Source organism: Schwartzia succinivorans DSM 10502 (assembly GCF_900129225.1).
Classification (GTDB): Bacteria; Bacillota; Negativicutes; order Selenomonadales; family Selenomonadaceae; genus Schwartzia; species Schwartzia succinivorans.
In genome coordinates this window covers 1-19,243 of record NZ_FQUG01000016.1, presented here as the reverse complement: position 1 = coordinate 19,243, position 19,243 = coordinate 1, and the positions used below count along the sequence as shown (strand labels likewise).

Here is a 19,243-nt window from a genome sequence, read left to right as displayed (position 1 = left end):
AATATGGTTAAGGAAGAACGGAGGATATATTACCTCTTCAGTCCGTTCCTGCGGATATTCCACTGGATTATGGCAGTAAGCATCCTTGTGATGTTTGTTTCCGGGCTTTTAATCACGAAGCCGGTTTACATCAACGCTCTTGAACCTACGTATACGCTGTTCCTCGTTGATGTGACACGAAGCGTGCATTTCCTTGCGGCGTTCGTGTTCTGTGCTTCGTTGATTCTCCGCGTCTACGGATATATCATCAACCGCGGCGACCGTCTGTTCCCGCGTGTTTTGGAAGGCCATTTCTACTCTGAAACTGTTGATGTGGCACTTCATTATATGCTTCTGAAGAAATCCCATGCACCGTTCCTCAGAAACCCGTTGGCGCGTATGTCCTATGCAGGACTTTACGTTATGGCAGCAATCGAGATCGTTACGGGCTTTGCTATGTACAACATGGCAGACCCGAACACTATCGGAGGCTTCCTGTTCGGCTGGGTGAACACGGTGCTCGGCGGAGAGTACATGACTCATGTGGTACATCACTACTGCGCATGGGGTATCATGCTCTTCGTTATCGGTCATATTTACATGGCTATCCGCGCGGATTTCATGGAGGGCGAGGGCGAAATTTCCAGTATGTTCAATGGTACCAAGCTCCTGGAGCATGAACCGAAGGACGCCTGTGAGGTTGAGCCTCCCAAAACGAAATAAATATATGGAGGAATTCGCTGATGTGTAAAGAATGCGGCTGCGGCCAGAATAACGGAAATACCCGTCTGCAGTTTATTACCGAAGGATATACGGAAGAAAGTGCAAAGACGGTTGAGAAGGCGCTTCTCGGACTGCCGGGAGTAATGTATGTTCATATTCACTGGCATGAGGGAGAAACGACAATTGATTATAATCCGTCCAAGACAAAAATGACGGAAATCATCAAGGTATTTTCGGATAACGGTCTCGAAGCCGGATTGTAATGATTTTCCGAGGGGACGCCGAAGGGCGTCCCCTTTTTTTAGAATAAATATCCGAGTACTTGTGATAAAATGCAGACAAGGATATATTAGGAGGTGGACGGATGCACGAGATGTCGCTAGCGGAGGGAATACTCGATATCACGAAGAACTACGCTGAGCAGAACGGAGCTAAGAAGGTAACGAAGATTGCTCTCCTTATCGGCGATATGGCGGGGGTTGAAACAGACTCGCTGGAGTTCTGCCTCGGAGTTGTGAAAAAAGGTACTGTGGCAGAAAACGCAGAGGTAGTTATAAAACATGTTCCTCTCGTTGGCCGATGTACCATGTGCGGCAAAGAACGTCCTATCGAAAAATATAATTTTATCTGCCCTGACTGCGGAGGGGTGCTTGATACAGTTTCAGGACGCGAGATGCGGGTAGATTATCTTGAAATGGAGTGAGCAGATGGAAGTCAAGGTCATGCAGGATGTACTGGGAGAAAATGATAAGATTGCAGAATCTATCCATGACAAGCTTGCGGCACATGGAATTTTTGTGATGAATCTTCTTGGTTCTCCCGGCTCCGGAAAAACAACACTTTTGGAGCGCACGCTTGAAAAGCTTGCAAAGGAAATGAAGATTGCTGTCATTGAGGGGGATCTTTTCACATCGAAGGATGCGGACAGGATTGCAAAGCACGGAGCGGAGGTAATTCAGGTTAACACCAGCGGCGGGTGTCATCTTGAGGCGCCTATGATTGAAAAGGCTCTTTCGGATATTGACTGGCAGTCCATGGATATGCTTGTTATTGAAAATGTCGGAAATCTGGTCTGTCCCGCTGAATTTGCTTTGGGCGAGCAGGCGAAGGTTACGGTTCTTTCAATTACCGAGGGAAACGACAAACCCATGAAATATCCTTTGATTTTTAAGGAGTCGTCACTGGCAATTTTAAATAAGGTAGATTTGCTTCCCTATACGGATTTCAGTGTAGAGGAAGCTGTTGAAGATATTACGACGATTCACCCCGGCGCTTCGGTGCTTTCGGTTTCGGCACGTACAGGCGAAGGGCTGGACGCATGGCTGGACTGGCTGCGTGCGCAGGTTAAGAAGGCAAAGGAGGCTGCAAGGTGAGCGTAATTGATCCGGTTTCCGCACCTGAGATTACAGTGCTCGGAGTAGGAAATATTGTGCTTAGGGATGAGGGCTTTGGCGTTCGTGTCGTAGAGGCACTTCAGGAAAAATACGAATGGCCTGAAAATGTGCAGCTTTTGGATGGCGGGACTCTCGGGATGGAGCTTCTGAGGTTCGTGTCCGGGACGAAGAAGCTTCTCGTAATAGACGCGGTGGCAGGAGATACGCCGGGAAAGGTGTACCGCTTCTCGGGAGATGGAGTTTCCAACCATTTTAACGAAAAGCTTTCGGCACATGAAATCGGTATACAGGATGTCCTGACTGTATTTAAATTCGGTGGTCATGAAATGCCTGAAACGGTTGTAATTGGGGCTGTTCCTGAAAACCTTGATGCCGGGATGGAGCTTTCCGATACGCTTGCAGCCAGAGTTCCGGAGCTTTGTGATATGGCGGTTAAAGAGCTTTCGGACTGGGGCGTTAAACCTCAGCCGCGGAAATGACAGAGAATTAATGAAGGTATTAAAAGGAGAGTATTATGTGTCTTGCAGTACCTGCAAAGGTGATTGAAATAAAAGACCGGATGGCAACGGTAGAGGTGCGCGGGGTACAGCGCCCTGCCAGTATTATGCTTCTTCCGGAGGCAAAGGTGGGCGACTATGTGCTCGTTCATGCAGGCTTTGCCATGCAGTTTGTGACAGAGCAGGATGTGGCTGAAACAAATGCGCTGTGGGCTGAAATGAATGGCGCGGAACGTACTATGACTGAGCTTCCTGAAAATGAACGGGCATCTTCGAGGATAGTGCCATGACAGAAAAAGTAGATTTGCACGTCCTTGGACGCGAGCTTTTGGCGGGTATCAAAAAAAATATCGAGTCCCTCGGACGTACCGTGCGTTACATGGAGGTCTGCGGTACTCATACGGTATCTATCTTTCGTGCGGGGCTCCGACAGATTCTTCCGGAGAGTGTTGAGCTCGTTTCGGGACCGGGCTGTCCTGTATGCGTTACACCTGATATCTATATGGATACGGCGATTGCATACGCAAAGCAGGAGGACGTTATTATTACAACCTTCGGAGACATGCTGAAGGTGCCGGGGAGCAAATCAAGCCTCAGCGAGGCTATGGCAGAGGGTGCTGATATCCGCGTGGTGTATTCGCCCCTCGACAGCCTGCCGATTGCAAAGGAAAATCCCAACAAAAAGGTTATTTTCCTTGCCGTAGGCTTTGAGACCACGGCGCCTACGGCGGCTGCCGTTGTAATCGCGGCAAAGGAGCAGGGAATTGAAAACTTCTATGTACTTTCTGCGCAGAAGCTTGTTCCGCCTGCCATGAAAAGCCTTCTGGCTGATCCTGAAATGCGTATTGACGGGTTCCTGCTGCCGGGACATGTTGCGGTAGTTACAGGGACGGATGATTTCGCTTTCCTCGCAGATGAGTATAAGCTTCCCGGAGTAGTGGCCGGCTTTGAGCCGCTGGAGATACTAAGAGCTGTTTATCGTCTGACACAGATGACAGTCAGCGGTGAAGCAAAAGTGCTCAACGAATATGGAAAAGTCGTACGTGCTGAGGGAAACCCCGCGGCACGTAAAATACTTGATATGGTTTATGAGCCAGCGGACAGCGAATGGAGAGGGCTTGGTATGATTCCCGCATCAGGGCTGCAGGTGAAAAAGGAATGGCGGGAGTACGATATAAGCTTTGTCCGTCCTCTTGATATTCCTCGTGTGGAAAAAAATACCGCATGCCGCTGCGGAGAGGTTTTGAGCGGAAAGGTTACACCTCATGACTGTCCGCTTTTCGGCAAGGCGTGTGTGCCTGAACATTCCATTGGACCGTGTATGGTATCTGTGGAGGGTGTATGTGCGGCTTGGTACAAATACGGAGGAGGAAAGTTCCAATATGGAAAATGAGATACAGCTTTCCCACGGTGCAGGAGGCAGTATGAGCGCAAAGCTCATGGAGGAGATAGTTCTTCCCGCGCTGGGGAATCCGATTTTGAACGGACTTCATGACGGCGCGCAGCTTTCCATGAGCGGGCGTATTGCTTTTACTACAGATTCCTATGTTGTTCAGCCAATGTTTTTTCCGGGGGGAAGTATAGGAAGACTTGCGGTGTGCGGTACGGTAAATGACCTCGCAATGACGGGAGCAGAGGCAAAATATCTTTCGCTGGGTATGATTCTGGAGGAAGGATTTTCTGTTGAGAGCCTTAAACGAGTACTTGCCGATGTGAGGAAGGCAGCAGATGAGGCAGGTATCAGTATCGTCACGGGAGACACGAAGGTTGTCGGACGCGGAGCAGGTGACGGAGTTTACCTCAATACGGCCGGGGTCGGGAATATCATAGAGGGAACAGATATTTCTCCCCTTAACGTAAAACCGGGGATGGATGTAATTGTATCGGGCTATCTCGGTGACCATGCGGCAACCATCATGGGACAGCGGCATGGAATCAGTCTTCCGGAAACTGTTCAAAGCGATGCGGCGCCTCTTAACCATCTCGTCAAGGCGATGCTTGAAGCGGTGCCGAATATAGCTGTGCTGCGTGATCCGACACGCGGCGGCGCTGCGGCGGTTCTTAATGAACTTGCAAATCAGGCAAAGGTGGGTATTCTCATTGATGAGGATGCTGTGCCTGTACGGGAAGAGGTGCGCGGCGTGTGTGAGCTTTTGGGATTCGACCCCTTGTATCTTGCGAATGAAGGAAAGCTCATTGCAATAGTACCTCATGAGGATACGGAAAAGCTTCTCGATGTCATGCGCAAGGACAAGTATGGCAAAAATGCCTGCGTGCTGGGACATACTACAGAGGAAGCCCGGGGACAGGTCGGACTCAGAACAGAGTTTGGCGGAATCCGCATCGTTGAAATGCCTATGGGCGGCCTTGTACCGAGAATTTGCTGACGTAAAAAGTGTTAATATTATGAATGGAAGACGTTTCGACTCATTGAAACGTCTTTTTTCTTTGGACGAATGTCCCTGCCTGTGCTATAATAAATGACGTTGTGTTAAATGAAAGGAGGGCAGTGCGGCGCGGGACCGTTTCCTGCGTCTGAATCATATTGTAAGGGGATTTCACAAATGAATAATGAACAAAACGAGTTCATGCAGCACGAGCTTCGTCTGCCTGAACTCACGGTTCGTGGTATGGTGCTTGGTGCGATTTTGACCGTTATCTTCACAGCATCGAATGTCTACCTCGGACTTAAGGTCGGTCTGACATTTTCGTCGGCGATTCCGGCTGCTGTCATCTCGATGGCCATTCTGAAGATGGCCAAGGATTCAAATATCCTCGAGAACAACATGGTACAGACGCAGGCATCGGCGGCGGGCACTCTCTCTGCCATCATATTCATCATTCCGGGTATGCTTATGATCGGTTACTGGCATGGCTTTGAATTTTGGCAGACGCTTCTTGTTTCGGCATGCGGAGGCTGTCTCGGTGTGCTGTTTACGATTCCTCTGCGCCGGGCGATGGTCGTACACAGCGATCTTACCTATCCTGAGGGAGTCGCGGCGGCCGAGATTCTTAAGGTCGGAAGCTCGACTGGGAAGAGCGGCTCGAACGGACTGAAGGAAATCTTTTCCGGTGGATTTGTCGCTGGAATTGTGGCTCTTTGCTCCAGTGGATTTCATCTTCTGTCAGACAGTCTCTCGCTGTGGTTCCGTGTAGGCAGCGGCATGACTCAGTTCCCTGTCGGTTATTCTACGGCACTCGTGGGAGCAGGATATCTGATTGGCCTTGCGAGCGGTATTGCCATGCTTGTGGGTATTCTTATCGCATGGGCAGGCTTCGTTCCTTTTTATACAATGACCGAGGCAGTACCTGACGGCCTTACGCTGCAGAAGTTTGCAGCTTCGGTCTATCAGGATCGTGTCCGCCTTATCGGAGCAGGCGCTATGGCTGTGGCGGCAATATGGACGCTTATCACCATGGCGAAGCCTGTTATTGACGGTGTAAAGGAATCGCTGGCGTCGGTGAGGATGCCGCAGACAGAAAAGGAAAAGCACCGCATGGATATTGATATGTCCATGAAAAGCACGGGGCTTGTATTCCTTGCAACGCTCATCGGACTTCTGGGAATTTTTTATGCCTTTGTAAGTCCGCAGGATCTTCCTGCCGGGCAGACTCTTGCATTTGTGGTAGTGGGTGTCGGTGTTGCTGTACTCATGGGCTTTTTTGTGGCGGCTGCCTGCGCGTATATGGCCGGTCTTGTCGGTACATCATCAAGCCCTATCTCGGGTATCGGCATCATTGGTATAATAGTTTCGTCGCTGGTTATGTATGCGATGTGCTCATCCTTCGGGATTTTTGATATTCCGAGAGGAGAAACCTTTGCGACTGCCACGGCAATATTTGTTACGTCGATTATTCTGGCGATTGCCTGCATTTCAAACGATAATATGCAGGACCTTAAAACAGGCTACATGGTCGGAGCTACCCCGTGGCGGCAGCAGGTTGCGCTTCTTCTGGGATGCGTTGTCGGTGCCCTGGTTATCGCACCGGTTCTGAATCTTCTCTATGAAGCGTATGGGTTCACAGGCGCGCTTCCGAGACCGGACATGGATCCGGCTCAGGCACTTGCGGCTCCGCAGGCAGGCCTCATGACAACTATTGCAAAGGGTATTTTCTCGAATCAGCTGGCCTGGGAATATATTTTCCTTGGGCTTGGACTCGGCGTATTGCTTGTAGTTATTGACCTTATGCTGAAGCGATACACACGCTACATGTGTATGCCTCCATTGGCGGTTGGCATGGGAATTTATCTCCCGCCGTCCGTACAGACTCCGCTTGTTATCGGAGCTGTGCTTGGGTATTTCCTTAATAATCATCTCAAGGAAAAAGCTGGAGATGAGGCTCTGGAAGCAGGAAAACGCCGCGGTACGCTTTTTGCCTCGGGACTTATAGTCGGAGAATCGCTTGTAGGCGTTGTTCTGGCAGGAGTTATTGTTGTTTCCGTAACCGGTGGCGGCAGTGATACACCGCTGGCCCTTGTAGGCAAGGATTTCGCGGATACGGCAGAATGGCTCGGCCTTGCCGTTTTCATTTCGATGCTTGCAATATTCAGCAAAATCGTGCTGGGAAGCAAAAAAACAAAATAATAGCTTTAAATAAAAAATCCTGTCACAGTCTTATGACTGCGGCAGGATTTTTTGCTGCGATTATTTCAGCACGCCGATTTCTTTATAATATTTTTCGGCACCCGGATGGAGCGGGAGGTTTGCGATATCCTTGACGGCATCGGCAGGCTTCAGCCCCTTGAGATTTTTCTGGGATGCACCAAGCTCATCAATGTGTTCCCAGAAGGATTTCGTGAGATTATATACAACATCCTCAGGCATATCGGCGCGGGTGAACATGACCATCTTGATTGCGGAGGTCTGTACATCCTTGTCCTGATTCGGATATGTTCCTGCAGGAATCGTGTATGGAGCGTACCAGGGATATTTTTCCTTCAGTGCTTTGAGAACCGCATCATCAATATTTACGAGAGTGCAGTTCGCGGTAAGTGCCTGGGACACGGCAGAAGCAGGGGCACCGGACATAATCCACGCGCCGTCAATGCTTCCGTTCTGGAGCATGTCGGCTGCATCTGTGAATGTGATATATTCACATTTCATATCATCAGGGAAATTCAGGCCTGCTGCTGTAAAATGTGTCTGGCACTCGTTGTAGACACTGGAGCCTGCGGAGGCAACGGCAAAATGCTTTCCTTTTACATCAGAGAGCTTGGAAATGCCGGAAGCTTTCGTAACAACTACCTGATTCGGGTTCATGTAAAGACCGCCGATTGCACGAAAATCCTTGAAAGCGTGATCCTTGAAGCTGTCAGTTCCGTTAAGCGCCTGATAGCAGTTGCTGCTTATGGCGATGGATACCTGAGCTTCTCCGTCAGCTACCATTCCAAGGTTAGCAATACCGCCTGCGGATGCCTGGCTTGCAGCATTTACACCGGGAACGTTCTGGTTCCACATATTTGTGATGGCTGCGCCGACGGCGTAGAGCGCGCCTGACGCGGAAGCTGTCGGAAAGTTGATTTTGACTGTCTGTCCTGCGGCGGGCTTTTGAGCGGAGCCTGCGTCCTTTTTTTCACCGCCGCCGCAGCCGGCGACTGCACCGGCAACGAAAAGGGCGGCCAGTGATACTGATACGGCACGCTTCAGAGATTTGAAATTCATGGAAAAATTCCCCCTTTGATATGGTTGTCATTCAGCTGCGGACGTTTGATGGCGGCGGCAGCGGATAAACTGAAAAATGATTACGGCAGCGAAGAGCCCGATACCGATAAAGTCTGTTGAAAGTCCCGGCAAAAGAAGGAATGGGGCTGCGGCGATGAGGAGCAGACGTTCAATAATGGAAGCCTGTCCGAAAATCCAGCCTTCAAGCCCCATTACCAGTGAGGCTGTGCCAAGGAGCGCCGAAGCAAGAGTCCAAAGTGTCGCGCTTACTGTCGCGTTCGGATCAACACCGATGAGAAGAATCGGATTGTCGAGGAAAAAGAACGGGATCAAAAAACCTATGAGTCCAAGTCTTACAGCCCAAATACCTGTTTTTGTCTGGTCTGAGCCTGCAATGCCGGAGGCAACGTAGGCGCTCATGGCGACAGGCGGAGTGATATTCGAGAGGCAGGCATAAATAAGGCAGAACATGTGGGCAATGATGGGGATTGTTCCGGCCTTTATAAGGACAGGAACAGCAACCGCCTGAACTATGACATAGGCAGCAACGCCCGGGACACCCATTCCGAGGATGCAGGACATGATCATGACGAGAAGACCTGTCATGTATATGCTTCCGTTATCAATCAGCGAAAGAATCAGATACCCCATGTTGAGGCCCATGCTTGTGAGGGTAACCGTACCGATAATGACACCTATAATAACGCAGCATACGCCGACGGATATGGCACTTCTTGAACCTTCTACAACAGCCTGCAGAATAATTGCAGGGGTCATGCGTGTTTCCTTGCGGAGCCAGCTGGCTCCTATTGTTACAAAAATAGAAAGAACCGCCGCATAAAGAGGCGTGAAGCCCGCGAACATCATGCCAATGAGGGAGACAAGAGGAAGAACAAGATGTCCCTGTTCTTTGAGTACTACCATGGCATCAGGTATATTTTCCTTTGAAAGTCCGGAAAGACCGAGACGCTTGGCTTCGAAATGTACGGCAAGAAGAAGGCCTACATAATAAAGAAGTGCAGGAACGATTGCTGCTACCATGACCTTTGCGTAGGAAAGGTTCAAAAACTCAGCCATTACGAAGCCGACAGCTCCCATAATAGGAGGACAGAACTGACCTCCTGTAGAAGCAACTGCCTCTACGGCACCTGCGAATTCCTTCTTGTACCCTGTACGCTTCATCAGAGGAATTGTGATTGTGCCGGTTGTAGCGACGTTTGCGATGGCAGAACCGTTAATCATTCCAAGGAGTGCCGATGCGACGACTGCAACCTTTGCAGGGCCGCCAGAGGTCTGACCTACAAGTGTCAGCGAGAAATCGTTAATGAACTTGGAAAAACCGCTGTATTTGAGAAAAGCTCCGAACAGTACGAAAAGAAAAATGTATGTTGCCGATACACCGATACCTGTTCCGAGAACACCCTGAGTTCCCCAGAACTGTGTCACGAGGATTCGTTTAAGAGTAAACCCGTTATGCCCGAGATAGCCCGGGAGATATGCGCCAAACCAGTTGTATCCCAAAAATACGAGAGCGAGAATGGCAAGATTGCCGGAGGCACGGCGCGCGGCCTCAAAAACGCAGACAAGGGCGGCTCCTGCAATTGCCAGCTCCATATCCGATACACGTCCGCCCGTCTGGGCGATGCGTGTATAATTAAGGACAAGATATAAAAAGCTTCCAACGGATACTCCTATAAAGGCAAAATCCCATATAGGAGGGAACGTACGGCGGCGCTTTTCTTTTTTATAGGTTGGGAAAAGAAGAAAAGTGAAAACCAGAAGAAAAATGCAGTGAAACGCGCGCAGATTTATGGCACTTATTGCGCCAACCGTTGTGAAATAAAGCTGGAAAGCCGTCCATACACAGAGCAGTACTACGATGAGCTTATCCGCAAGCCCGCTGTAGATTCTCATGCGCGAATCGGCGTCGTTTTCCTCCAAAAGCTCCTGGGCTTTTTGTTCTTCGATTGATTCTTTTGAATTTACGGGTTCCTGTTTCATAAAAGATAATGACCTCCGGTTTATGGATAAAAAGAACCTGCCGTCAAAGACCGGCAGGTTTCTTTAACTATTTTATTATATTATCATGGTAGAGTGTTGATTACAATAGACATTTGTTCAATATAAATTGAATACATGTTGGATTTCACTTGGATTCATCTTTTTTACTAACAAAAGTTGTAACAGTATGCGGGATTTTTGAGGTACAAGTGTGCCTGCTGAAATGAACGGAAGAGGATAATCTGACGTCGGTATGACAGCTCCGCTTCCGGTGCGGCTGGCACGAACAACAGCTATTCCTTGCTCCTGCGCTTCACGCAATGCAGGTAGAACCGTCTCTGAAATACTTCCCATGCCTGTTCCTGCGTATATTATGCCGCTGACTTTGCTGTTAATCAATGCATCTACGAGGATGCGGGATTCATTTTCATGGCCGTACAGTATTTCCACCTCAGGAAGAGGTCCTGACGGTATCGGAAAGAGATTATGAACAGGAGCGGCAGTATAGAAGAAATGAACATGACCTCCGGTAACAGCTCCGATTGCTCCCCGGTTCGGAGATTGGAAGGTGTCAACACGGGAAGTATGGCGCTTTGTTACATCTGAAGCATCATGAATAGTTCCGTTCATGACCACCAGGATGCCGCGGTTTTTTGCATCCGGAGAAGAGGCAGTGTGAACTGCGTCCAAAAGATTTAATGGGCCGTCCGCACTCAATGCCGTTGCGGGGCGCATGGCACCTGTAAAAATGACGGGTTTGGCTGAGGAAAGTGTAAGTGAAAGGAAGAACGCGCTTTCCTCAAGAGTATCCGTGCCGTGAGTGATGACGATACCATCTATTGAGTCATCAAGAAGACACTCTTCAGTGCGTCGTGCCAGCTTTATCATGAGAGCCTCAGTCATATCCTTGCTGTCGATAGAGGCGACAGTTTCACCGGTCACCTCTGCTATGTCCGTCAACTGAGGGACCGCCTCCAGCAGTTCGTTTATTCCGATTGCTCCTGCACGGTAACCGACAGTTTCAGCGGCATTGGCGGCACGGCCGGCGATGGTTCCGCCCATGGCAAGGATGTGGATATGCGGCAGTCGTTCTTTCGTCATACAATTTCCTCCTGTTATGAAAAAAGAGACTTTTGCGTAAGCAAAAGTCTCTCAAATCGCTAAATGGTCGGAGCGACGGGATTTGAACCCACGACCTCTTCCACCCCAAGGGTTATGTACTAAGGCTTCTGTTCGGGAGACTTGATTTTTCAAGGGATTTAGCGATTCACTAGAACTCAAAAATTTTAACACTTTTTCATGGTTTATTACACTGGAAACCGCACCAGCTCTAGCCCCATCACTCTTTCGTTATTATATACGATTTGGGTGATTTTTACAAAAGGGGCTTTTTCTTATGTCCAAAATTGAAATTTATAAAATATTTTCGTGCCCATATAATACACGCTCACAGCCATACCATTCCCCCGATAGCCCGTCCTTTGATATATACGAGAGACACGACAAAAAAGAACCCCAAAGGAGTGCTTTATTTAGTGATGGATAAGAACCGCCAACATCTTGTCTTTTTGACCTTCATATTTCGATTCTAAGCGATTAAAATATCAAACCTATATTATGATGCAAGGAGTGCTCTTTTTGTTGCTTAAAATTGATTTATAGTGAGACAAAATACGCTCAATCCCTTGCTGTATAAGGGTTTTAGGCACTTTTGGGCTTAAAATGCTCTAATCCCTTGATATATAAGGCTTCCGAGCATTTTCAAAAATCGTTACTGCAAGGGGGGACACCCTGCTTTTGTCTATCGTGGTTGATGATGATAAAAACCACCAAAGTATGCCTATAGTTTGACTTTTTGTTTTTATGTCTCTTGGAGCAAAACATAAATCTGAGAATTATTATTAGTTCCGAGAACCTATAGTTATAGGAACTAATTTTCTGAGTGTCTAGAATGTTGATTTGACTGGGATTTTGATGTTTTTGATTGCTTTTTAGTTCCTGTTTTTTAGTGTCCACGGGGTATTATTGTGTCAAATGTCACTACAATTTAGCTGAAATGAAATGAAAACGAAAATAAATAAGGTTGGCATAATGAAATAAATGTTCTAATTACTGCTAGTTCATTGTTACTATCTGTATAATGCATTTTCATCATCTAATAATTGGTACACATATAGAAGGAGAATAATTGGTCCACATATAGAAGGAGAATAATTGCCACACATATAGAAGGAGAATAATTGCCACACATATAGAAGGAGAATAATTGCCACACATATAGAAAAACATAATTGCCACACATATAGAAGAATAATAATTGGCACACATACAGAAGGGAGGTGAAATTATGGCTAATGCTAAGGAAGGTATGTTTTTCATTACAATGTCAATGACTCCGCAAGCACAACAAACAATGACACTGCAAAAACTGAGAAAGATTGTTAAAGATGGCATGCTTAGAAGCTTTATGCGTTATGCAAAGAAGCATGGATGGCAGTACAAGCTTCTTGGCTGTATTGCTGATGTTCATTGTTCTGACTTCAATTTTATGAACGAGGTTGATTTCCTTACTTCAATTAGTGATAAAGGGAGATTTAACGTAAAGAGCTTGTCTCATGGGGATATGCATGTTCATATATTGCTTTATTGCAGTGCTGGGGAATCAGGCAGGAAAAAACTTGTAGGTTATTGGGAGAAAAAGAAACTTGGATATTCTAAGTTTCATGGTAGTAAAGTTAACCGTAACTATCAGATAGTGTTTAGTGATGTAATGCATGGTGCTTACGATAGCATTGTAGATTGCACTAACAGGGTTAACTATATTCACAAAAACTACAAATACTCATTGAGAAATCACAGATATAGCTTCAAGAGAGGTAATGAGTTGAGAGATTGGGAAGAACTCTATTATGAGTTAAAGGAGAACAACAACAACAACTACAAAGTGTAGTGCTCTCTAGGAAAAGGCTAGACACATTAAGACAAATAATAGACACAAATAAGGAGAGTGAAGAAAATAGAAGTCTAATAGTTATATCTATTAGTTAACTTAATATTATTATATTGGCAATGGAGATAAAAATCCGCCAATCGCAGGAACAGTGGGAATACTGTTCTTTTTTTATGCCTTATTTTGGCTACAAATCTTGGAATGAGTTAAAAGATAAGAATGGTTTTTATACGAGTCTTTTCAGTATAGCTGGGGAGACTCGTTTTTTTGTCTATTTTTAGAATTTACACGTTTGGGGACTAGTGATACTATGAACATGAGTTTTGGTGTATCGCTAATCCCTTATTTATGAAGGGAGAAGGATACATTATGATGAACCTTGATAATAGAATACAGAACAATGATATAGCTACATTAAAAGAGCAGATGGCTGAATTAAAGGCTTTGATGTTTAACAAGCAGATGCTTAAAGGAGACACAATAACGTTAGACTCCTTGATGGATGAGTGGATTAAAACAAAGATTGATATTACAGAAAACACGAGTCAGAAATATAAGTCTTTGTACAAAAATCATATTCGCCCTGTTTTTGGTGATATGGTGTTGACTGGCATTGAACACTCTATGGTACAGACTTTTGTTAACGACAAACTGGGGCTTTTTAGTCATGGGGATAGCACAGAGATATATTCCCTTGAGACAGTAAAGGGAGCTATTCAGAGCGTTTTCAAGCCTTTAATGGAATATGCTGTAACGTATGACTATATCCTCAAAAACCCATGCAAAGGAATCAACATGCCTAAGAGAGATTTTCGTAATCACAAAAAAGCATGTACGGAAAAGGATGTTGCAAAGCTGTGGGAGTCTGTAAAGTCGCATAGACTTGGATTCACTGTACTGCTTTTGGCAACAACAGGAATGAGACGAGAAGAGCTTTTGGGCTTGAAATGGGAAAATATAGACTTAAAGAAAGGTATTGTACATATCAAAGAAGTCTATGCCAAAAACTGCCAAAAAGGATGTGCGTTGAAAGAACCAAAGACACGAGGTAGCAGAAGACATATTCTGTTAATTCCTAAGGTGGTGGAGCTTTTGAAGGCTCATAAAGCGAGTCAGCCTAAGGGATGTAAATTCGTGGTTAATGTTGAAGGGAAAAATACTCCAATGCACCCCGATAACTATTCCCACATGCTGAAAAGATGGGTAAAGAATGCACGGATACGGAAACCGCTAACTGCACATATCTTTAGACACTTTGCTATTCAGAAATTTGCAAGGAATGGCTATTCATACAGTGCTATTGCACAATTTTCAGGACACACCAATGTGGATACCATACGAGACTATTACGAGGATTTGGATGATTATAAGTCCCCAGTATGCAAAGAGATGGTTAAAGACATGTCTAAGATGGCAAATAAACTTTTGAGGAAAGGAGGGAAAGTAGCATAAAATGACCTCAAAAATGCAAAAAAAGAGGGCTACTAGTTTATGCAGAACTAGTAGTCCCAATATCTTAAAAAATGAGACAAAAAAGTGTCTCAAACCCTTATCAATGGTCGGAGCGACGGGATTTGAACCCACGACCTCTTCCACCCCAAGGAAGCGCGCTACCAAACTGCGCTACGCCCCGACAGTTCACGCAAGGGGTCGTTTGAATCAGGGGTTTCCCTTACGATACGAAAAGTATTATAGCACGTTTTGTGTGCTTCGTAAACATGAAAGAATCAGAAGAAGAATGTAAGCTCCGAAAAGAGGGCAGAACGGTTGAGGTCGGATACGCCGTTCTCAAGAGAAATGCGCTTGCCGCTGAAGTAACGTACCGTTCCGAGAATATTCGGTGCGAAGGTGTAGCTGGCGCCTACTTCCCAACCCTTATCCCCCTCACGCATTCCACCGAAAACGCGGTGGGTTGTGTATAAGGTTGCTGCCGGGCCGAGGTAGCGGTATGCGGCAAAAACTCCGAAGGAACCCGGTGCTTTTGGCGATGCGCCCTTATAGTCAAGCTCAATGCTGTACGCATGGTCGGCAGCGCCCTTGTTCATGCCGTCGGCATCCTTTATGGAAACATTCCTTGTATAGGAACCGAAAAGGCCGAGAGTCGGGGTAAAGCGGTATCCGAGACCGGCAGCCCAGACTCCTGCGCTGCTTCCTTTATACCCGAATCCGTCATAAAGACCGTCAGCGCTGAAGTGATGGTATCCGATACCCCATGTGAAACGAGCCTTTCTATCATTATAAACCTCGGCACTTTGGTAGCTTATTGCTTTATCCTTGTTCCAGCCGAAGATACCTGTTCCTGCTTCACCGTTGTTGAACTGATAGCGTCCGGCTGTAAGTGTCGCCTTGACATCCTTACCAAAGGTAACCTGACCACCGGAGATTGGATCATCGATGAAAAGCCCGTAATCTGCTTCGGAATGATATACAAGACGACCAAGTTTTACGTTTGTGGAAGCATATTGTCCTTCAACCCAAAGCCAGTCCATTATGGCAGTGTTGACATTTTTTGCGGAGTCGGCGTCGGAGTAATAGCTGATACGCGCGTGTCCTTTCCAGTTTTTATTGATGTCGAGCGTTGGCTGAAGACGGAAAAGGAACTGATTTGTGTTCTGGTGAGAAGAACCGTTCGTATACTTGACATTGGCTTCCTTTTTCTGAGCCATGTCTCCTTCTCTGTGCTGAGAAATGAAGCGGTAACGCACGCGTCCGTTCCAACGGACATTATCAGTCTTTTTCTCAAGAGCTGCAACGCGCACACCGAGATTCGTGAGCTCATCGGAAAACTCAGCGGCAAGTTTGTCAAGCATAGCTTTGTCTGAGTTGCTGAGACTGTTTTTTGCCATGGCACGTGCAATCATCTGTGCCATTTCAAAGCGTGTAATTTCCTGATCGCCACGATACGTGCCGTCTCCGTAGCCTTCAATAACACCATCTGAGGCCAGCTGAGCCACTGCATCATATGCCCAGTGATTCTGCGGCACATCCTCAAACGGATTTGATGCACCCAGTGCAGGTGCTGTTGATCCGAAGGCAATTGCTGCGGTCAGCGACGATATAAGTTTTTTCTGCATATATAATCCCCTCTCTTTTAATACTAACATAATATATCATAGCTTTGCCTGTCATACAAATTTAGCAGACACAGATGAACTGCAAAAATAAAACCTCCCATTGTTTGAAGCATATGCTTAAAACAGTGGGAGGTCTTATTTTGATTTTATTTCACGTCATCATGGCGCGGATGGCGTGACACGATTTCAATTGCTTTTGCTATTTCTTCAATGATTGCCGTAGCATTTTCGACCATCATCTCGTCAAGACGTGCATAAATTGAGCCTTTATGAGATGAAATATACTTTGGCGGCAGATTATTAAGCGCCAAAGCGGCGATATCTGTTCTGCAATGGTCACATTTGCAGCAATCAGGGTATTTTGTGAGAACATCATCCATTTTTTTGAGAACGAGGTCTTCCATATAATTTCTCAGTTCCATATAAGTTTTTCTCCTTCCGCCGTGCAAATACATGTTTAACAGAATTATAGCATTTATGGTATGGTCAATCAATTAAATCACAAATATTATTTATACTGATTATGAAATCAGGATTAAATATAAATGAATGGAAACTTTCATTATGGCGGTAAGATTAAACAACAATGGCTCAAACGCTTGCCTGTTATGAAATGTTTCTTGATTTTGAATGACGGATTTAGTACTATTGATGAGACTTTGTTATGAGGAAGGTAACAGAATGAATACTAAAACAATGACACGTTCGGAGTGGGTGTTAAGCCAACTCTGTACAAAACATAATATCATAGGCGCGTTGGGAATATTTTCGGTTTTAATGTATACGATTCTCTACGGGAGCAACAAAGTAGGAATTGCGATGTTTTTTGTTGCATATTTCCTTATTACTTCCTGGCAGATGATTGCAACGATGATTGTTGTTTCTGTTATTGTTACAGCAATTTGCGCGGTGCTGCCGTTTCTGGCGCCGGTTGCATTCGTAATTATGCTGATATTGTTTTTTGCACGCATCGGATATGTGTTAAAAAATTGGAGGGCAGTTATTTCGGGACTTCTTGTGTATGGGCTGGCAATTTTGCTTGTCGTGAAACAGGAGTATGTGTATATCGCGGAGAATAAATTCTACACCGCCATACTGTACGTTGCAGGGAAGCTTCCTGATGGAATTTGGGCAATCTTTTCAAAGCCGGGAATTTTTGTGAGTGCTTTTACCGTTGCGTTGTTTGTTACGGGAATAACCTTTTTCTATCAAATGCTTCTTTACTGGCAGTACAGGAACGGATATACCGCATCCGTGGCACTTAATATAATGGGAAGCATCCCATTGGTCATTATTGCCCTTATACTGCCGTTCCTTAAAGCAGCTCCGGTTGATGGAGGCGGGGTCGACGGAGTATCCGGAGACTTTGCACATGATGGAGGCTTTGCGCACGAGGGGGGCGTTCATGATGGGATGGTACACGATGGCGCGGTGCATGACGGAATGGTTCACGATGGTGCAATGCATGACGGAGTTAGACCGCCTACGGGCTACCATCATGTAAACGGCTACATGCGTACGGCTCCGGACGGACACACAGAATATGTACATGACTATATTCGTTCGAATCCTGACGGCATACTTGAAAACAACCTGTCCTATAACGGGCACGGGACGCATTCCTATACGACTGAAGGAAGCTATGAGCTGCCGGCAGATGCTGTTGTGCACGAACAGTCTTTCTTTGCAAAGATAGCAAGCGTGATGGATGTCAGTGCACTGTCAAAGACGGCCCGCAGTGCATTTTCGCCGCAAAGACATACCTTTAGTGCAGTTGCGCTGGTCTATTTAGGAGTATGCATGTTGTCCGGCACAGTAATCTATATTGTTTACCGTTGAAGTCAGTATTGAAATTTTCACTTTTGGGTGTTGACAAAAGAAAGGCAAGCCGTTACAATATATTTTGTCAGTTCGACAGGGGACCTAAAAGCGAGTTGGTTTCCTTAATATTAAAGATGCGGAAGTAGCTCAGTGGTAGAGCACCACCTTGCCAAGGTGGGGGTCGCGAGTTCGAGCCTCGTTTTCCGCTCCATTATGACTGCATATCTCGCATGCAAATGTATGCGGGTTTTCTTTTGAAACGACGGCAACGGTCGTGAAGACGCAGTGCTGAGGTTGATGGAGAACATGGGCCTATAGCTCAGTTGGTTAGAGCAACCGGCTCATAACCGGTCGGTCCTTGGTTCAAGTCCAAGTAGGCCCACCAATTATATATGCAGACGCTGACATAAAGCTTTGGTATTTCCAAAGAATACATGGGTAGGTGCCCGAGTGGTTAAAGGGAACGGACTGTAAATCCGTCGCCGTAGGCTACGATGGTTCGAATCCATCCCTGCCCACCATTTAAAAAAATATCTCAAAAAGCTTCTTGACAAAAACCTGGAAGTGAGATATTATATACAAGCTGACTCGTGAGCGCAGCTCCGATGAAGCACAAGGTGTTCCTTGAAAACTAAACAATGCAGAAATGAATCATCTATTGATTCAAGCCAGATGTGCGGTTTTGATAAGATGCGGAAGTAGCTCAGTGGTAGAGCACCACCTTGCCAAGGTGGGGGTCGCGAGTTCGAGCCTCGTTTTCCGCTCCATTTATCAAAAACCTAAAACAATTTCAAGAGAAAAGCGAAAGCTTTAGACTCAAAAGATTAAAAAGAGCCAAACAGGTTCTTCAATAAGTATATTGGAGAGTTTGATCCTGGCTCAGGACGAACGCTGGCGGCGTGCTTAACACATGCAAGTCGAACGGGGCGATTTGAAAGCTTGCTTTTGATGAGCCTAGTGGCAAACGGGTGAGTAACGCGTAGGCAACCTGCCCTCAGGATGGGGACAACGGCCCGAAAGGACCGCTAATACCGAATGACGTATCGGGATCGCATGATCCTGATACCAAAGGCGGAGCAATCCGTCACCTGAGGATGGGCCTGCGTCTGATTAGGTAGTTGGTGAGGTAACGGCCCACCAA

General features: G+C 46.4%; 16 protein-coding genes, 5 tRNA genes, 1 rRNA gene and 1 pseudogene. 17 read left to right on the top strand and 6 right to left on the bottom strand.

Annotated features, from left to right (window positions below; genetic code table 11):
* Nucleotides 1-3 precede the first annotated feature (3 nt).
* The 9 genes from cybH (at nucleotide 4) to BUA83_RS12205 (ending at nucleotide 7,179) form a co-directional block, all read left to right on the top strand.
* Nucleotides 4-702 carry a Ni/Fe-hydrogenase, b-type cytochrome subunit gene (gene cybH, locus BUA83_RS12245; protein ID WP_072936566.1) on the top strand — a complete coding sequence of 233 codons (699 nt, stop codon included), beginning with the start codon at nucleotides 4-6 and terminating at the stop codon, nucleotides 700-702.
* Nucleotides 703-722: 20 nt separating this feature from the next.
* Nucleotides 723-965 carry a heavy-metal-associated domain-containing protein gene (locus tag BUA83_RS12240; protein ID WP_072936565.1) on the top strand — a complete coding sequence of 81 codons (243 nt, stop codon included), beginning with the start codon at nucleotides 723-725 and terminating at the stop codon, nucleotides 963-965.
* Between the two features lie 101 nt (nucleotides 966-1,066).
* Entirely contained in the window at nucleotides 1,067-1,405 is a 339-nt protein-coding gene (gene hypA / locus BUA83_RS12235) for a hydrogenase maturation nickel metallochaperone HypA (protein WP_072936564.1), read from the top strand.
* Between the two features lie 4 nt (nucleotides 1,406-1,409).
* On the top strand, nucleotides 1,410-2,075 hold the full coding sequence (hypB, locus tag BUA83_RS12230; RefSeq protein WP_072936563.1) for a hydrogenase nickel incorporation protein HypB: 666 nt from the start codon (nucleotides 1,410-1,412) through the stop codon (nucleotides 2,073-2,075).
* Nucleotides 2,072-2,575, top strand: coding sequence for a HyaD/HybD family hydrogenase maturation endopeptidase (locus BUA83_RS12225; protein ID WP_072936562.1), 504 nt, complete (start codon nucleotides 2,072-2,074; stop codon nucleotides 2,573-2,575). The genes hypB and BUA83_RS12225 overlap by 4 nt, the downstream gene beginning before the upstream one ends.
* Nucleotides 2,576-2,610: 35 nt before the next feature.
* Nucleotides 2,611-2,883: a HypC/HybG/HupF family hydrogenase formation chaperone gene (locus tag BUA83_RS12220; protein WP_072936561.1), complete on the top strand. Its 273-nt coding sequence runs from the start codon at nucleotides 2,611-2,613 to the stop codon at nucleotides 2,881-2,883.
* Nucleotides 2,880-3,986: a hydrogenase formation protein HypD gene (gene hypD, locus BUA83_RS12215; RefSeq protein ID WP_072936560.1), complete on the top strand. Its 1,107-nt coding sequence runs from the start codon at nucleotides 2,880-2,882 to the stop codon at nucleotides 3,984-3,986. The genes BUA83_RS12220 and hypD overlap by 4 nt, the downstream gene beginning before the upstream one ends.
* Complete coding sequence (gene hypE / locus BUA83_RS12210) at nucleotides 3,976-4,980, top strand: hydrogenase expression/formation protein HypE (RefSeq protein ID WP_072936559.1); 1,005 nt, start codon at nucleotides 3,976-3,978, stop codon at nucleotides 4,978-4,980. The genes hypD and hypE overlap by 11 nt, the downstream gene beginning before the upstream one ends.
* Nucleotides 4,981-5,157: 177 nt before the next feature.
* Nucleotides 5,158-7,179: an OPT family oligopeptide transporter gene (locus tag BUA83_RS12205; RefSeq protein WP_072936558.1), complete on the top strand. Its 2,022-nt coding sequence runs from the start codon at nucleotides 5,158-5,160 to the stop codon at nucleotides 7,177-7,179.
* 60 nt (nucleotides 7,180-7,239) lie between these two features.
* Here BUA83_RS12205 and BUA83_RS12200 read toward each other — a convergent pair whose 3' ends face one another.
* The 3 genes and pseudogenes from BUA83_RS12200 to BUA83_RS12190 form a co-directional block, all read right to left on the bottom strand.
* Nucleotides 7,240-8,256 (bottom strand): TAXI family TRAP transporter solute-binding subunit, encoded by a 1,017-nt coding sequence (locus BUA83_RS12200; protein WP_072936557.1) that lies wholly within the window; start codon nucleotides 8,254-8,256, stop codon nucleotides 7,240-7,242.
* Between the two features lie 27 nt (nucleotides 8,257-8,283).
* A complete protein-coding gene (locus BUA83_RS12195; RefSeq protein WP_072936556.1) occupies nucleotides 8,284-10,257 on the bottom strand; it encodes a TRAP transporter permease in 1,974 nt (657 codons plus the stop codon).
* 117 nt (nucleotides 10,258-10,374) lie between these two features.
* A pseudogene (locus BUA83_RS12190) lies at nucleotides 10,375-11,379 on the bottom strand (asparaginase); the annotation flags it as partial.
* 1,225 nt (nucleotides 11,380-12,604) lie between these two features.
* Here BUA83_RS12190 and BUA83_RS12185 point away from each other — a divergent pair.
* Together BUA83_RS12185 and BUA83_RS12180 are read left to right on the top strand one after the other, a co-directional pair.
* Nucleotides 12,605-13,207 carry a hypothetical protein gene (locus BUA83_RS12185; RefSeq protein WP_072936554.1) on the top strand — a complete coding sequence of 201 codons (603 nt, stop codon included), beginning with the start codon at nucleotides 12,605-12,607 and terminating at the stop codon, nucleotides 13,205-13,207.
* Nucleotides 13,208-13,576: 369 nt separating this feature from the next.
* Nucleotides 13,577-14,659: a tyrosine-type recombinase/integrase gene (locus BUA83_RS12180; protein ID WP_072936553.1), complete on the top strand. Its 1,083-nt coding sequence runs from the start codon at nucleotides 13,577-13,579 to the stop codon at nucleotides 14,657-14,659.
* A gap of 104 nt (nucleotides 14,660-14,763) precedes the next feature.
* On the opposite strand, the gene BUA83_RS12175 is transcribed toward BUA83_RS12180, so the two are convergent.
* The 3 genes from BUA83_RS12175 to BUA83_RS12165 all read right to left on the bottom strand — a co-directional run bounded on the left by BUA83_RS12175 (nucleotide 14,764) and on the right by BUA83_RS12165 (nucleotide 16,703).
* Nucleotides 14,764-14,840, bottom strand: a tRNA-Pro gene (locus BUA83_RS12175).
* 94 nt (nucleotides 14,841-14,934) lie between these two features.
* On the bottom strand, nucleotides 14,935-16,281 hold the full coding sequence (locus BUA83_RS12170) for an S-layer homology domain-containing protein (protein ID WP_072936552.1): 1,347 nt from the start codon (nucleotides 16,279-16,281) through the stop codon (nucleotides 14,935-14,937).
* Between the two features lie 146 nt (nucleotides 16,282-16,427).
* On the bottom strand, nucleotides 16,428-16,703 hold the full coding sequence (locus BUA83_RS12165; RefSeq protein ID WP_072936551.1) for a late competence development ComFB family protein: 276 nt from the start codon (nucleotides 16,701-16,703) through the stop codon (nucleotides 16,428-16,430).
* Nucleotides 16,704-16,962: 259 nt separating this feature from the next.
* On the opposite strand from BUA83_RS12165, the gene BUA83_RS12160 reads away from it, so the two are divergent.
* The 6 genes from BUA83_RS12160 to BUA83_RS12135 all read left to right on the top strand — a co-directional run.
* Nucleotides 16,963-18,120: a hypothetical protein gene (locus BUA83_RS12160; RefSeq protein ID WP_072936550.1), complete on the top strand. Its 1,158-nt coding sequence runs from the start codon at nucleotides 16,963-16,965 to the stop codon at nucleotides 18,118-18,120.
* A gap of 118 nt (nucleotides 18,121-18,238) precedes the next feature.
* Nucleotides 18,239-18,313 (top strand) — tRNA-Gly (locus tag BUA83_RS12155).
* A 97-nt stretch (nucleotides 18,314-18,410) separates the two neighbouring features.
* Nucleotides 18,411-18,487 (top strand) — tRNA-Ile (locus BUA83_RS12150).
* Nucleotides 18,488-18,538: 51 nt separating this feature from the next.
* A tRNA-Tyr gene (locus BUA83_RS12145) sits at nucleotides 18,539-18,623 on the top strand.
* 171 nt (nucleotides 18,624-18,794) lie between these two features.
* Nucleotides 18,795-18,869: transfer RNA gene (locus BUA83_RS12140), tRNA-Gly, on the top strand.
* Between the two features lie 89 nt (nucleotides 18,870-18,958).
* Nucleotides 18,959-19,243 (top strand): 16S ribosomal RNA (locus BUA83_RS12135); the annotation flags it as partial.

Coding starts and splice junctions, on each gene's coding strand:
- cybH (WP_072936566.1), top strand. CDS start 4: ATGGTTAAGGAAGAACGGAGGATATATTACCTCTTCAGTCCGTTCCTG.
- BUA83_RS12240 (WP_072936565.1), top strand. CDS start 723: ATGTGTAAAGAATGCGGCTGCGGCCAGAATAACGGAAATACCCGTCTG.
- hypA (WP_072936564.1), top strand. CDS start 1,067: ATGCACGAGATGTCGCTAGCGGAGGGAATACTCGATATCACGAAGAAC.
- hypB (WP_072936563.1), top strand. CDS start 1,410: ATGGAAGTCAAGGTCATGCAGGATGTACTGGGAGAAAATGATAAGATT.
- BUA83_RS12220 (WP_072936561.1), top strand. CDS start 2,611: ATGTGTCTTGCAGTACCTGCAAAGGTGATTGAAATAAAAGACCGGATG.
- hypD (WP_072936560.1), top strand. CDS start 2,880: ATGACAGAAAAAGTAGATTTGCACGTCCTTGGACGCGAGCTTTTGGCG.
- hypE (WP_072936559.1), top strand. CDS start 3,976: ATGGAAAATGAGATACAGCTTTCCCACGGTGCAGGAGGCAGTATGAGC.
- BUA83_RS12205 (WP_072936558.1), top strand. CDS start 5,158: ATGAATAATGAACAAAACGAGTTCATGCAGCACGAGCTTCGTCTGCCT.
- BUA83_RS12200 (WP_072936557.1), bottom strand. CDS start 8,256: ATGAATTTCAAATCTCTGAAGCGTGCCGTATCAGTATCACTGGCCGCC.
- BUA83_RS12195 (WP_072936556.1), bottom strand. CDS start 10,257: ATGAAACAGGAACCCGTAAATTCAAAAGAATCAATCGAAGAACAAAAA.
- BUA83_RS12185 (WP_072936554.1), top strand. CDS start 12,605: ATGGCTAATGCTAAGGAAGGTATGTTTTTCATTACAATGTCAATGACT.
- BUA83_RS12180 (WP_072936553.1), top strand. CDS start 13,577: ATGATGAACCTTGATAATAGAATACAGAACAATGATATAGCTACATTA.
- BUA83_RS12170 (WP_072936552.1), bottom strand. CDS start 16,281: ATGCAGAAAAAACTTATATCGTCGCTGACCGCAGCAATTGCCTTCGGA.
- BUA83_RS12165 (WP_072936551.1), bottom strand. CDS start 16,703: ATGGAACTGAGAAATTATATGGAAGACCTCGTTCTCAAAAAAATGGAT.
- BUA83_RS12160 (WP_072936550.1), top strand. CDS start 16,963: ATGAATACTAAAACAATGACACGTTCGGAGTGGGTGTTAAGCCAACTC.